The following is a 15,236-nucleotide window of genomic DNA, read 5'->3' on the forward strand; positions in this document are numbered from 1 at the left end:
TCAATTTCTATAATTGTCTGGTTACTATATATACCGATCAAGTTAGAAGTAGTCGTAAACTGACCTGTAGTGAATAAAGTTACTGAATTCGTCCCAGCACCGAGAGATCCAGTATAGGTATTCGTCCATCTGCCATCCCACTGATTTTTAGCAATCACTGAATATAGCATGTGTGAAAAATTACCACTTACTTCTCCACCGGAAGCTTGTGATATTCTCAAAGGAAGGGAATATCTCTTTTCAAAACCAAATTGGTCTGGATTCACGGTTACCATAAAACTAGCTTTCTTTTCTCCCTGTGGAATAGTAACAGTAACAGAGTTACCACCCCCTGGAAGCTCATACATATTGTCTTCAATAAGAAAATACTCATCTCCATCAGATAGACCTTGGTCATCATTGTATGCCTGGATATCAGAAGGTGAAAGCTCTACAGTGACAGTAATATCCTCTGGAGCATTATAAGCACCGGAATATTGAACAATTACTTCAAACTGATCTTCAGGAACTACATCAAATGCAAGCGTATTCATTGGAAAAATACTACCTACAATTTCAAGCGGTGCTTGCTCTACTAGTTCGATTACACCAGTAGTTTTATCGGGATCGAAAAGCGGATCCTCATCCAAACAAGAAGTAAGTGTCACCATAGCAACAGCAAACATTCCTATTCTAGTTAATATATTTTTCATATCTATTTCTATTTATTTAGATTATTGTGGCTGCCAGAAGATCACATCTGTAAACTGATTAACGCCAGTAGGGACATTCTCAGGATTAAGCTGAAATTCAGAGGAAGCGTAAAGGTATCTTACTGGTAACTTATCTGCTCTACTAGAAGAAGATAGGATAGAAGCAAAACTTAATTCAGGATTAGAGGAGCCATTTACAATTGCAGGATAACCTGTTCTTCTAAAATCTGCCCAAGACTCATGTCCATTAATGAAGTTTAAAGCGATATACTTTTGAGTGATAATAGCCTCTAACTTCTCCTCAGCAGAACTAGTCAAAGAATAATTCACCAAATAATTATCAGGGTTGTCAGTCTTATAAAGTGCCACATCTGTGTCAGGATCCCAATCCTCAGAAGTTGCGCCACTAATATCCTCATACAAATATCTGAAAGAAGCAGTTACGCCATTATCAAAAGCCTCCTGATCGTCTCCTGAAAGATATCCTTTCAAATAGGCTTCTGCTTGAAGCAAATAAGATTCAGTGGCTAGCAAGATTGGAAAGTCAGCTGTTCTTCCTTTAAGAAGACCGATAGTTGCATTCGCATTAGCACCAGTACCACTTCCTACAAACCAAGCAGTCTGGCTAGAAAGTGCAGCAGGATTATCTATTAAATTCCCTAATTGACCAATTGGAGTGTTCGTAGGATAGCTTCTATACGTTGCAGCACCTCTACCATAATCTAGGATTTTTGTACCATCATAGAAAGTGTAGATATAGATACTTGGGATTGCTGATCTACCAAAACCAGAAAGAGAACCAGCGGCGTTAGAGTGATATCTCTCCCACAATGGATTCTGCTTACCAGCAGTAGCTATAAAACCCGGGTTAATCTTAGCATCTTCAGTTAAAAAACCTATAGTAGTATTCATTGCAGCAAACTCACTTGAAGCAAAAGAACTGGTCTCAGAAGAAGCCGCCATTTTTAAAAGCATTCTAAGCTTCAGTGTGTTGGCAAATTGAGCCCACTTAGTTACATCACCACTGAACATTACATCAGCTGAACCAAGGCCATTAGCACCTTCTGCCGTTGTAAAAGTAGTTATTGCTGTATTCAGCTGAGCTACTAAGTCCTGGTATATTGCAGTCTGGCTATCGTAAGCAGGAGTTACATTTGCCGATCCTAGAAGTCCTTCAGTATAAGGGACATCCCCAAATACATCTACCAACATAGCATAATCAAAAGCTTTCATCACCTTCGCCACAGCATTGAAATAAGCTTGGCTAGGTTCTTCAGCTGTGGACGTTTCGATGTATTGATAGTTGATCAAATCATCGTATGTAGCAGACCAAAGTCCATTATATGATGTTGTGGTCATGTTATAAGTAACAGTTGCACCCCATCCGCCAAAACCACCTGCATTGACAGTATATCCATTGATCCACATAGCATTAGTGTGGTAAGACAAAAGCAAATTTGCAGAACTTGTCAAAGCATTTGGCAATACCAACTCAGGCGTAGCAGATGTCGCCTGATTTGGGTTCTCATTATCTCCTAGAAATGACTCACAAGCTGTGAGGGAGATAAAGGAAGCGAGTATAAATATTCTTAGTATATTTTTCATTTCAATCTAATTAAAATGTTAAGGTGATGGAACCACCAAAGAACCTGGTTGGAGGTGTTGCAGCCAGAGTTACGATACCCACTGCGTTATTGTCAGAGAAATTGTAGTCAGGATCCGTGTAAACATTTGATTTCGGAGTGAAGATCAACAAGTTTCTTCCCTGTGCAGTAATAGTAGCACCTTGGATAAACCCAAATCTACTCATGAAGCTTGCAGGGAAGTCATAAGAAATCGCAACTTCTCTCAGTTTCCAGTAGTCACCGGAAACAAGGTAATTTTCGGCAATGTTTCTTCTAAATGAACCATCCGTCCAAAAGCCTGCTCCACCGTCTGATACTGTTACATTGGTATTCTCGATGTAAGACCCAGGATTTTCCGGGTCTTCATAGGAAGAATTGGGAATCACAAAACGCTCTCTGTTGAAATAGGTTGTGGTAATACCCGATCCAGAGAAGTCAAATAATCCACCACCATCATAAAGGATGCTGTAACCACCTCTGTATTCAGCTAAAGCAAATAATCTGAAGCCTTTGTATAGAATTTCAGCATTTACCCCTAACCTATGTCTAGGAGTGGTATTTCCTAGAATAACTTGCTCTTCAGCAACACTTGGATAACCAGACTGACCATCCACAATGATTCTATCCTGCTCATCTCTCTTATATACGGATCCTATCAATACCGGAAAGGTTTCGCCTTCTACAGCATATACTTGAGCATTTCCTCCAGTAGAAAGCCCCAGTCTTTTAGTGTCTTCAGCAAGCTCAAGCACTTTATTGTCATTGAAAGTATAATTAGCTCCTACGATAATCTGAAAGTTATTTCTTGCATAGGCCGTTACATTTAGCATAGTTTCAATCCCCTCGTTCCCAACTAGACCTGTATTTTGTAGGAAAGAAGAGAAGCCAGTTGAAGTAGCCACTCCTGTAGGAATTGTCTGATTTTCAGTCTCAGATTTGTAGTAAGTGAAGGCACCGTTTACTTTACCGTCAAACAAAATGAAATCTGTACCAACTTCAAATGAGGTTGTAATCTCTGGCTTTAAATCAGCGGCTACTAAACGATTATCCAAAGTATAACCAGAAAGGCTACCAAAAGGGAATCCATTAGAAGGGCTGAAAGTCGGATTTAATTGATAAGCACCAAAATTATCTCTGTCACCTAAGTTAACTTGACCTACCTGAGAAACACCACCCCTTAACTTCAACTGGGAAAAGAAGGTTGAATTTTGTAGAGCAGATATAGCTTCTGAAGCGACAAAAGAAACGTTAGCCGCAGGGTAGAAGAATGATCTATTATCCTTAGAAAGCGTAGAAACCCAATCATTTCTACCTGTTAATTCAAGGAATAAGTAATCTTTGTATGCTGTCTTGAACTGTGCAAATACACCTATTTGGCTAGCCTCGTAATTACCTTCACCTGCACCAGCCTCTCCTACTCTGTTGGATACGTTATATAGTCCAGGAATTACAATACCATTAGCACTTACTCCAATGCTTTTAGATCTATTCTGTCTTATCTGGTTACCTAACAATAAGTTGAAGAATAAATCCTCACCAACTGGTTTCTTCAAATTGATCAAGAAATCAGAGATAATCTGGTTGTTGAATCCAGACCCATCAGTTACACCACCGGCGATATCAGTCTTTGCAGCTGATATACCTTTGGTGTAATCACTGAATATAAACTGACCAGAAGTATTCTTATTGTAAAAGCTTCTATTAGAGATACCTACACGGTAAGTAAAGTCCAACCACTGAAGCGGCTTGTACTTCAGTTCCACATTACCTACGATATAATCGTTACCAGAAAGCTGGCGGTTGTTATCAATCGCAAAGTACGGATTATCGTAATACTCATTGTAATAACCGTTTGGATTAGCAAATGGATCATTTCTCCAGTCTTTGTAGCTAGTCAAAGGAATATGAGCAGGAGTTTGCAGAATATTGTCAAACATACCACGAGTAACTGTAGTGATGTCATATCTATTCTGGACGTAATTAGTTGATATATTTAGGCTAAGTTTATCATTGAACTTTCTAGTGCTGTTAAATCGAATAGAAGCTCTTGTAAAATTATCACTAGGTGTAGTACCATCGTTGTCCAAATACTGAGCAGAGAAGAAGTTTGTTGAATTTTCATCCCCACCACTAATAGAAACATCTGTTTGATTGGTAACTCCAGTTTCCCAAAAATCATTTTTGGCTCCGGTAGCAGAATAAGGTATAGTCTGGATAGAACCATCTTCTAAAGGCTTACCAATCTGCACCATAGACCCGTCGAATCTTGGTCCGTACTGCTGATTCTCATAAGGTACATACTGTTGAGGGTATCCACCTGCATATCCAGATCCAAATTCATTCTGAATTTCTGGATAGAAACTTACTTTCTCAAGGTTAACAGTATGTCCAACAGTTACTTTAGGAGCACCAGATTTACCTCTCTTGGTGACTATGATTAATGCACCGTTAGATGCTGCAGATCCATAAAGTGCAGCTGCGTTAGCACCATTAAGTACAGTAATTTCTTGTACATCCTGAGGATTAAGATTTCCCAAAATAGTATTTGGAACAATTACGTTATCCACTACGATTAGGGCTTCGTTGTTACCAGTCAAGGAACGGGCACCTCTCAATACAACTCTTACATTCGGATTTACACCCGAACCAGTTGTGTTGATTTGCATACCAGCCACTTTACCAGTCAAGCCAGCTGCTACGTTAGCTGCACGACCTTGAGCTACATCTCTAGTCTCGATACTTGTAGCATTGTAGCCCATCTCTACTCGTCTGGACTCAATACCCGCCGCACCTGTGATCACGACTTCACTCAAGCTCTGCACGTCTGGTTGCAAAGTAACATCGATTACAGATTGCTGTCCAATGTTGATTTCTTGGGTGACAGTTCCGATAAAACTAAACACCAACACGCTGCCGTCAGCAGGAATGTTCAATTCGTACTTACCATCAATGTCTGTGGCAGTACCAACGCTAGTACCTTTAACGAGTACAGTGGCGCCTGGAATTGGCTCACCGTCTTCGCCAGAAGATACTATTCCGGTTACTCTACGCCCCTGTGCAAATGCCAAGGCACTTACTAGGAAAAGCGAAAGCCCTAGGAGTAAAATTTTCTTCATAAGTATTATGATTTGGTTTATATTATGGTCAATGATATTCTTATTGATGGAATATCGCAAAACAGCAGGTTATTAATTTGATAGTGAGCATCTAAGTAGACGTTAATAAAACTCTCCTTTTTATAAAAAAACGAAATTATAATTGGACATAAGACAATATACACCCAGTAGTTGTGTTTTTGTTTTGTTATTTGAACGTTAACAAAAGTTAATTTTTTATTAAAACTATAGATGAGGCTTCAGGAACATAAGCGTAACCCATAAAAAATTTTATATTTCTAATTATGGCTTTTAGACAAAATTTTAATGATTCTATTGCTTAAATTAAACCTAATTATTGCCAGAAATGCCTCTTGAAGAAAATTAAAATCTTAGGACTTATTATTAAATTACTTAAAAACTAATCTAACAAAAATGTAATTTAATTAATAGTTATTTTTTGAGATCATTCTTAACCATGTAATAACATTGACCGCATTTCTATAAAATCTTAATAGTTATCCTACGGTTCAAGGCTTGATTTTGAAGACTATTGTTTGGAACCATTGGTTCCTTGTCCCCTTTTCCTTCCACTAACACTCTAGCTTGATGAAATCCATGCTCCATTAAATAATTCTGTACACTTTTTGCGCGCTGCAAACTTAGGGTCTGATTATAACTTTCACTACCAATATTATCGGTATGCCCTGTGATCAAAATATTTACATTCGGATTTTCTGCTAAAAATTTCACAAGTCTTTTCAGAGATGAGATTGACTCATTCTTTAAGCTATATTCATCAAATTCAAAAAATACATTTTCAAAGACGAATTCTTCTCCTGTCGCTACAGGTACTAAATCCACTTTCAAGTCTTTTACGTTTTTGATATTATCACGCTCTACATTATAAATCTTGGGCAGAAAGCCTTTTTTCTCCACATACAATCCTGAAATGGCTTTATCAGGATAAATCATAGTGAATGCACCTGTTTTCCCATCTGAATTAAATCTATAAAGTGTACTGTCATTGGTTAAGGAAACCAGTGACAAAGTAGCATCTATGGCCTCGCCTGTTTTTGAATTAAAAACTTTTCCTTCAGTTACTGTTAAGTTTTCTCCTAAGGATATTTCATCGGGAAATTTGAATCTATATAATAAGGAGCGGTCATTTTCTTTTTCGGAGGTAGTCAATTCAGTAAAATATGCATAGTCCTTTTGGGCAGTGATAAATAAAGCAACCTGATCCAGTTGATCATTGATTGGCAACCCAAGATTTTGTGGCTTGGTAAATTCCCCATCCACCACTTTTGAAAGTTGGATATCCATTCCCCCGAAACCAGGATGACCATCTGATGAGAAAAACAGTATCTCATTATTAAAAAACATAAATGGTGATATTTCATCTTTTGGAGTATTCACCACACCTCCAAGATTTTTTGCCTCTGACCAGGTAGCATCATTTTGCATGACACTATACCATATATCATTACCCCCAAAACCTCCTTTTCGATTGGAAGAAAAGAATAAAATCCGTCCGTCTGCAGAAAGTGAGGGTTGACTATCCCAGGATCTAGAATTGACATTTTTCCCCATATTTCGGGGACGTTGCCACATTCCATTTACCTTATAGGCAATATACAGATCACAGCTCCCCTCAGAATCCGGCGCATCACATGAGGTATAAATCAGGATATTACCATCAGCAGTAACTGAGCAAGTCCCTTCATTATAAGGCGAATTAATAGTCTGCGCTATACTTTGAGGTTTTGACCATTTACCCTCTGGCGATATAAAGGACATAAAAATATCCTCCTTGTCATTATTTCCAGTACCGTCTCTTTTGGTAAATAGTATCTGCTCCCCATCCGCTGTCAATACGGGAAAATACTGAAGTTGAAATTCGTTGAGAGGTGCTGGCAACTTCTCTTTTTCTATGGGTTGAAAATCATCCAATTGTAAAGCCAAAAACTCCATCTGCTCTTTCATCTCCATGTAGTAGCCAGATTTCCGGAAAGACACATCAAATAAAGGGTCTGTAGACACAAATTCGTCATATGCCTTTTGAAACTCTCCTAGTTTCAAATACAGATTGCTAAATACCCAACCTATGTCCGCTCGATGTTTGGTAGTTGCATTTTTTCCCCCAAGTCGTGCCTTTCCTGCAATGGCTGTTTTCTCAGCATCCTCAAGCTCACCTTGAGTAATCTGTAACTGAGCCAATTTAACGTAGGCCTCCAAAAATGACCCTTCGCGATTGATTGCATCTTTATACTTTGCTATGGCGGCATCATACTGCCGCGAAAGTGTCAGTCCCTCACCTTCTTCATACATCCTGATTGCCCTGCCATCAATGATCGAATAGCTTTGCGCGTTCGCGAAAGAAACGATCAATAAAAGAAGAATTCCGACTAAAACAGGGCGCATGGACTTAGGGTATGTCCATAAATTTATGAGTTTGAAGCGATATTTTCCATTTTGGATGCTTTTTTGCAAAATCTACAATAATTGGAGTGAACTTTTCAGCCTTGCTCCACTCCGGCTGAAGTCGCAATTCACAAGTAGATTTCACCAGCAAAGCATGCTCCTCGGCAAATGAAAAATCACTCTGATGAAAAACCACGACCTTCAACTCATCCGCTTCTGAATAGATAGAAGGGTGTGGTTTCTTGAATTTCTTTGGAGAAAAACAAACCCAATCAAAATCACCAGAGTATGGATGAGCTCCTGACGATTCTATATTGGTTTTAAAACCTTTCTCTTTCAAAAGTGCTGTCAATGGCCACAAATCGTACATCAAGGGTTCTCCCCCTGTGATCACAGCTAACCTTCCCGGATAAGCCAAAGCATCTTCAACAATTTTCTCGATGGAGAAAACAGGCCATTTGCCCGAATCCCATGATTCTTTGACATCACACCAGACACAGCCCACATCACAGCCTCCTAGCCGGATAAAATATGCGGGATGTCCAGTAAATCTACCTTCTCCTTGTATAGTGTAAAATGCTTCCATTACCGGAAGCTGGGTTCCTTGCGCAACGGCTTCTTCTATATTCATCTGAATTTTTGATAAAGCGGGCAATTGAACCGCTGGGTGAATTATGCCGCAAAGGTAAGGGTTTTGAATTGGAAAATTTGAAAATGGGAAAATTGAAAGATTAGCTTCACGAATTATTCTTCTTCAAATTTTACAATTCTTTCATCATCACAATCCGATAATCATCCACAGTACCTTTTCGGATTACTTCTATAATCTTAAAATTCCTGTTTAACCCAAAGGTGATCATTGGAGAAGTCTGTTTCTGGTTTTAAAAAAGATTTTTTCGAACCCGTTATTTCTCGCCCAGCTTTCCTGATATACGGCTAAAGCAGTTGCCACACCTTCCCTTCTAAACTTTGGGACAACGCCTCCCATCCAAGAATAAAAGATGTTGGGATTGTCACTTACATACCCGACCTTAAATCCCGCCAGCTCATCTTGTATTTCTGCTACCAGTGGTAAATGCACTCTGTTTTCCAATCTTTTGCTGTAGAAATCTAACTCCTCCTTGCCTCCAAACTCCGGAATGCACTCATGCACCGATAATAGCTCTTCTAGGGAAGCTTGTCGAACTACTATTTTTGACGAATCACTTTTCATTATGTGAGACTTAAAAATTGGAAAATTATATTCCTATTAACTTCTGCTATTCTGTATGATTCAATCTTTTTTAAGGGTTGGATAACTTACCCCCAATTGCTCCAAATAGCAAACCAGGCAGTTGGAATACCGGAGACACCCATTTCGATCTTAAAACCATTTTCTTTCAAAATCCCGTGAGGTAACTAGACGACTCCACTTCCTGAAAGCCCAATTCAGCAAAGCTGAAAATTTTATCTACCATCACCTGACTCATTTTGGCTTTCTGATCTACCAGATTTGCAGCTTCTTGTTTGAGTTCAGTAATTCTCTTCGGTGTCATTTTCTTTTGGGCAGAAGAAAAATGACTCACCAGAATTACAAACATGAATAAGCCGCCATAGCGGAATAGTAAAGTTGATCTCATAAAATCAGTGACTAGGTTGAAATGGAAAATACTAAAAATGATTAATTAATTCTGACAAAATGATCAAAGGAAAAAAATGGTTGTTTAGAGGAATTGTGAATTTGGATTCCAAAGCCCGTCAATTTTTCTATTTTTGCAGGCGATCAGGTAAAAAATAACGAATAATTCAATCATGGCGGAGTATAATTTTAGAGAAATTGAGAACAAATGGCAGGCTTACTGGGAGAACAACCAAACTTTCCTTGCCAAGGTAAATCCCGAAAAACCTAAATTCTATTCCCTAGATATGTTCCCTTATCCATCTGGTGCTGGTCTTCATGTAGGTCATCCACTAGGTTACATAGCTTCAGATATTGTTTCCAGATTTAAAAAACTGAAAGGATACAATGTTTTGCATCCTATGGGCTACGATAGTTTTGGTCTTCCGGCCGAGCAATATGCAATTCAAACTGGACAGCACCCCGCGATCACAACTGAGCAAAACATCACCCGGTACACCGAACAGCTGAAAAACATCGGCTTTGCCTTTGACTGGAGCAAAGAAGTGAGAACGTCCAATCCTGATTATTACAAATGGACGCAGTGGATCTTTATGCAGCTTTTCAACAGCTATTACGATCAGGAGGCGGACAAAGCACTTTCCATTGAGTCTTTGATAGCACGATTTGAAAAAGAAGGCAATGCAAATGTAAAAGCTGTATCGGACGACGAAACACCAAAATTTACTAGCGAAGAATGGAATGCTTTCTCCGAAAAGGAAAAGCAGGAAATGCTCTTAAAATACAGACTGACTTTCCTAGCTGAAACAACTGTTAACTGGTGCGCTGCTTTGGGCACAGTTCTTTCGAATGACGAAGTAAAAGATGGCTTCTCTGAGCGTGGAGGACATCCCGTGGAGCGAAAGAAAATGATGCAATGGTCTATGCGAATCACCGCGTATGCCGATAGATTATTGCAAGGCTTGGAAATAATAGATTGGTCTGAGCCGATCAAGGAAATGCAGCGGAACTGGATCGGGAAATCCATCGGAGCTGACGTGGTTTTCCAAGTAAAAGATTCTGATCAAACCATCAAAGTATTTACTACGCGTGTGGATACTATATATGGCGTCACCTATTTGGCTTTGGCTCCAGAGAGTGATCTTGCAGCGGCTTTGATTACTGAAGATCAGCGCGAAAAAGCCGAAGCTTACATCGAAGTAGCTAAAAACCGCTCGGAGCGTGAGCGCATGAGTGATGTCAAAACCATCTCAGGAGCATTCACAGGGTCCTATGCGATCAATCCATTCAACGGGGAAGAGATTCAGGTTTGGGTGGCCGATTATGTATTGGCGGGCTATGGTACCGGTGCCGTAATGGCAGTACCTGCTCATGATGAGCGGGATTACAACTTTGCAAAGCACTTCGGACTAGAGATCAGACAAGTGATCGAAGGCTCCATGGAAGAAGGCTCTTTCCCCGGAAAAGGTGGCTTTATCATCAATTCCGGCTTTATTTCCAATCTTTACATGAAAGATGCCATGGACAAAGCCATTGAGTTCTTGGAAGAAAAAGGTATAGGAAAAGGCAAAATCCAATACAGAATGCGGGATGCGATTTTTACCCGTCAACGCTATTGGGGTGAGCCACTTCCAGTTTATTTCAAAGAAGGATTGCCTTATCTAATTGAAGAAAAAGACCTGCCTTTGGTATTGCCTGAGGTTGATAAATACTTACCGACCGAAGATGGGGAACCTCCACTTGCCCGAGCGAAGGACTGGAACTACAAGACTCCTGAAGGTGAATTCCCTTTGGAAAGAAGCACTATGCCGGGCTGGGCAGGTTCTAGCTGGTATTTCTTCCGCTACACAGATCCTAAAAATGAAACTGAGTTTGCCGACAAAGCAAAAACAGATTACTGGGGCTCGGTAGATTTATATATCGGAGGATCTGAGCATGCAACTGGTCACTTACTTTATTCTAGATTCTGGACTAAATTCCTGTACGATCTTGGTGTAGTGAGCATAGATGAGCCGTTCCAAAAGATGATCAACCAAGGCATGATCCAAGGCAGATCTAATTTTGTGTATCGAATCAAAGGCACCAACCAATTTGTGAGCCATGGGCTGAGAGATCAATACGACACTTCTGCTATGCATGTGGATGTAAATATTGTCCACAACGATCAGTTAAATCTGGAGAAATTCAAAGCCTGGAGACCTGACTTGGCAGATGCAGAATTCATCTTGGAAGATGGCAAATACATTTGCGGATCTGAAGTGGAGAAAATGTCCAAGTCAAAATATAATGTGGTGAATCCTGATGATATCATCGAACGATATGGGGCAGATACGTTGAGATTGTATGAAATGTTCTTGGGTCCATTGGAGCAGTTCAAACCTTGGAATACTAATGGAATTGATGGTGTATATAAGTTTTTGAAAAAGCTCTGGAACCTGTATCACAGTGCTTCAGGTGATTTCAAAGTTTCGGACACAGAACCAAGCAAAGAAGAATACAAAGCCCTCCACAAGGCACTGAAGAAAATGGAGGAAGACATGGCTAACTTCTCCTTCAACACCTCAGTATCCAGCTTCATGATCTGCGTAAATGAACTTACTTCACTGAAATCCAACAAGCGTAAAATCCTAGAGCCTCTAGCCCTATTGGTTTCCCCATATGCTCCGCACATTGCTGAAGAACTTTGGAGTTTATTGGGAAATCCAGAATCAATATTTGCTTCCCCATTCCCAGAAGATGATTCGGAATCGAACATCTCAACCACAACTACAACTACTACTGCATTCCCAGAATACAAAGAAGAATATTTGACTGAAAGCACATTCGAATATCCGGTAATGATCAATGGCAAGATGCGCGCAAAACTCAATTTGGATCTTTCACTTTCCAAAGATGAAATCGAGAAAGCAGCTTTGGCTGATGATACTGTCCAGAAATGGCTGGAAGGAAAAGCTCCGAAGAAAATGATCGTGGTACCAGGAAAAATCGTCAACGTAGTAATTTAAGATTCATGTATTTCGATGAAAGGAGTAAGGAAAAAATTGATTTCTTTACTCCTTTCTTGTTTTAAGGACTAGTTTAATTCCCCAAAACCCAACAATGATCATCTACACCTATCCCGTACGAACAGCGTTCACTGACCGTGATTTGGAGATGATCAGCCCAGATTTAGAAATCAAACCGTTAGAGTTTACTCAAAACCCAGTTCAACTTCCATTTTACTTTATTTTACAGTTTTTTCAATTGCTTTGGTACCTGCCGAAAACCACGCAATATCTTTGCTTTTTTGGCGGTTATCATTCTGTATTACCCGTATGGTTGGGGAAGGTTTTTGGCAAGAAATGTATCATCCAAGCCGGTGGAACAGATTGTATCAACATGCCAGAAATCGGATATGGAAATTTCAGAAAAAAAAGGCTGCGAAAAGCTACTATCTACAGTTTCAGAAACTGCAGTTTGATCTTACCTGTGGCTGATGCTTTGGTAAAACAAGAGTATAGTTTTGATCCTTCCATTTCCCCAAAACAAGGACTTTTGAATTTGATTCCTGATCTTAAAACTCCAATTCAGGTAATCCCAAATGGATTTGATACTAAATTCTGGAAAGACACTGAAATTGTGCGATTAACCCAAACTTTCATTTCTGTGGCAACTGGCACTTCAAATCCCTCTAGAGCTATTGTCAAAGGCTACGATTTGATTGAACAATTAGCCTCTTTACATCCAGATTTTAATATCACATTGGTGGGAGACGAAAACTATTTCTCCCCCTATTCAAACATCAAAGTTCTTGGCAAACAGTCAAAAGTCGAATTGCGAAAGCTCTACAATTCTCATGAAATCTACCTTCAGCTTTCTACTTCAGAAGGTTTTCCTAATGCACTAGGGGAAGCTATGGCCTGCGGCTGTATTCCCATTGGGTCCGCTGTCGGTGCAATTCCAGAGATTATTGGAGATGAAAAATTGATCTTGCAAAAAAAGAACTATCCGGATTTAGAAGCCCTCATCTTTAATCTCCAAAAATCAGACGTAGCAAGCCTAGGCCAAATCGCTCAAGCAAGAATTCAGACCCACTTCCCCTTTGAGAAGCGGAAAAAGGACTTGATAAGAATCTTGGATTTCTAGAGCAAAAACGTTCCACTGATTTAATTCCAATATAAGGATCATACAACTAATTAACCACCAGCTATTTCCCTAAACAACCCCGATGTATTCTGCCCTAATCATCTGGAAATCGACAAAAGAAATATTGTGAAATCAGCAGCTTACAAGATTTAATGAAAAAATAATGAGTTTAATAGCACAAAAACATACGAGAAATCTATTCAGTATTTTAATTCTCAAAACAAGCCTTTTCGGAATTTTCAAGAGGGCTTTTTCACTTATGCCAAATTTTCAATTTTAAAGCACCAATCCTAATTCATTCACTCTTTTTAACCAACTTTTTGAATCTTAGCAAAAAAATGATCTGAATTAATAATTTTTTAAACCGATTTTCTCAAGTTAAACAATTTCATCAAAAAGTATTGCTATAAAAAAAGGGGGCTTTTCGGAAAAAGCCCCCAAGAGTGGGTCTATTGTCAATCATCTAAAACCAAATATACTTTTGTAATCCTTGCTGTGTATTTGTTTTTTTGATCTTGATACTTTGATAAACATAACGAAAATGTTTTAAAGCGCCCAAAAACAAATAATTGTTTTCTGCCAAAATTCATAAAAACTAACTCTTTTGGGACTGAAATACTTTTGGAGTTAACCCAAATTCTTGCTTAAATGCGCGAATAAAATAAGTGATATTGCGAAAGCCAGACATGTAACAAACTTCCTGTATCTGAAATCCGCCTATATTCAAAAATTGTTTTGCCAGCTTCAATCTCTCATGAAGCACAAATTCCATTGGAGTCAAACCCAGGTCTTGCTTAAAGGTGCGGATAAAATGCGCTTTGCTCATGCAAGCTTGAGATGCTAGCTCTTCAAGAGAAATTATCTCACGGATATTCTTCTTGATATACTCTACTATATGCGCCATCCTATTTCCAGCAGCCAATTCTTTGTAGGTCTTTTCCATCATGTCCCGAGCTTGGGTCTGACTCAGCCTGATTAAGAGTTCTTTGAGTGCTAGAGAAGCAATTAGGTCTTTTTCCTTTGAACCATCCTTGACTCCTATCCTTATAAAACGATTGATTATTTCTGAGAGATCCTGAGTATTGATCAAATGAAAATGACTGAGATCGAGCCCCCAATCTTTTTCAATCATCTTGTCCGGGAATTTTTCATTCAAAAGATTGAAAGTAGCTTCAATCATTTCTTTCGAAATAGATAGAGCAATGCATTGGGTAGGATTATCCAGTTGAGCCTCGGGAAAGTCGATTTTCATCACTTCATTTGGCGGGACTATCACTGACTCACCTGGCAAGTAATCAAAGCCTGGGCGATCAAATAAATGCATTACCTTTTTGCCTTTGAGCATGGTGGTCAAAACCAGATCTCCAAAAACCAAATTGACATCAGCAGCCTGCTGATGAGTTTCGAAAATATTTAACTCACAGTTATCCAACGTGTAAGTGGTTCGATTCTCCACCAATGTTTTCAAATCTCTGGTATTCCTCCAAGGGACACCAGCAATAAAATTATTTTGGGTCATGCTATTAAATTACAACTAATTCAAGGCTTTCTGAAATCGGATAGCCTTTTACAATTTCACTTAACTCTATTTATGCTCTATCCACATTTATCAACATAGGTTGATGGGATGTTGTTCCAGTGTAATTTTTTGTACTAG

The 15,236-nt window shown here is 39.2% G+C and carries 10 protein-coding genes; 2 read left to right on the plus strand and 8 right to left on the minus strand.

All coding sequences use genetic code 11. From position 1 onward, the window contains the following. The 7 genes from SYJ56_RS16875 to SYJ56_RS16905 form a co-directional block, all read right to left on the minus strand. The coding region (locus tag SYJ56_RS16875; protein ID WP_323836104.1) for a DUF1735 domain-containing protein at positions 1-692 on the minus strand (692 nt) is incomplete at its 3' end. Positions 693-713: 21 nt separating this feature from the next. Then, positions 714-2,297 carry a SusD/RagB family nutrient-binding outer membrane lipoprotein gene (locus tag SYJ56_RS16880; protein ID WP_323836106.1) on the minus strand — a complete coding sequence of 528 codons (1,584 nt, stop codon included), beginning with the start codon at positions 2,295-2,297 and terminating at the stop codon, positions 714-716. Between the two features lie 10 nt (positions 2,298-2,307). Further along, a complete protein-coding gene (locus tag SYJ56_RS16885; protein WP_323836108.1) occupies positions 2,308-5,433 on the minus strand; it encodes a SusC/RagA family TonB-linked outer membrane protein in 3,126 nt (1,041 codons plus the stop codon). A gap of 480 nt (positions 5,434-5,913) precedes the next feature. Beyond that, positions 5,914-7,836 (minus strand): OmpA family protein, encoded by a 1,923-nt coding sequence (locus SYJ56_RS16890; RefSeq protein WP_323836109.1) that lies wholly within the window; start codon positions 7,834-7,836, stop codon positions 5,914-5,916. 4 nt (positions 7,837-7,840) lie between these two features. Beyond that, the gene (locus tag SYJ56_RS16895) at positions 7,841-8,467 is read right to left on the minus strand and encodes a 7-carboxy-7-deazaguanine synthase QueE (protein WP_323836111.1); all 627 of its coding nucleotides are present in this window, start codon (positions 8,465-8,467) and stop codon (positions 7,841-7,843) included. A 225-nt stretch (positions 8,468-8,692) separates the two neighbouring features. Beyond that, on the minus strand, positions 8,693-9,049 hold the full coding sequence (locus SYJ56_RS16900) for a GNAT family N-acetyltransferase (RefSeq protein WP_323836113.1): 357 nt from the start codon (positions 9,047-9,049) through the stop codon (positions 8,693-8,695). A 166-nt stretch (positions 9,050-9,215) separates the two neighbouring features. Next, positions 9,216-9,455, minus strand: a complete 240-nt coding sequence (locus SYJ56_RS16905) for a hypothetical protein (protein WP_323836115.1) — start codon at positions 9,453-9,455, stop codon at positions 9,216-9,218. 172 nt (positions 9,456-9,627) lie between these two features. Here SYJ56_RS16905 and leuS point away from each other — a divergent pair, with 172 nt between their 5' ends. Together leuS and SYJ56_RS16915 are read left to right on the plus strand one after the other, a co-directional pair. After that, on the plus strand, positions 9,628-12,459 hold the full coding sequence (gene leuS / locus SYJ56_RS16910) for a leucine--tRNA ligase (protein WP_323836118.1): 2,832 nt from the start codon (positions 9,628-9,630) through the stop codon (positions 12,457-12,459). Positions 12,460-12,553: 94 nt separating this feature from the next. Beyond that, positions 12,554-13,579 carry a glycosyltransferase family 4 protein gene (locus tag SYJ56_RS16915; protein ID WP_323836120.1) on the plus strand — a complete coding sequence of 342 codons (1,026 nt, stop codon included), beginning with the start codon at positions 12,554-12,556 and terminating at the stop codon, positions 13,577-13,579. 595 nt (positions 13,580-14,174) lie between these two features. Here SYJ56_RS16915 and SYJ56_RS16920 read toward each other — a convergent pair. Further along, positions 14,175-15,098 (minus strand): AraC family transcriptional regulator, encoded by a 924-nt coding sequence (locus SYJ56_RS16920; RefSeq protein WP_323836122.1) that lies wholly within the window; start codon positions 15,096-15,098, stop codon positions 14,175-14,177. Positions 15,099-15,236 lie beyond the last annotated feature (138 nt).

This window comes from Algoriphagus aurantiacus (assembly GCF_035156405.1).
Taxonomy (GTDB): domain Bacteria; phylum Bacteroidota; class Bacteroidia; order Cytophagales; family Cyclobacteriaceae; genus Algoriphagus; species Algoriphagus aurantiacus.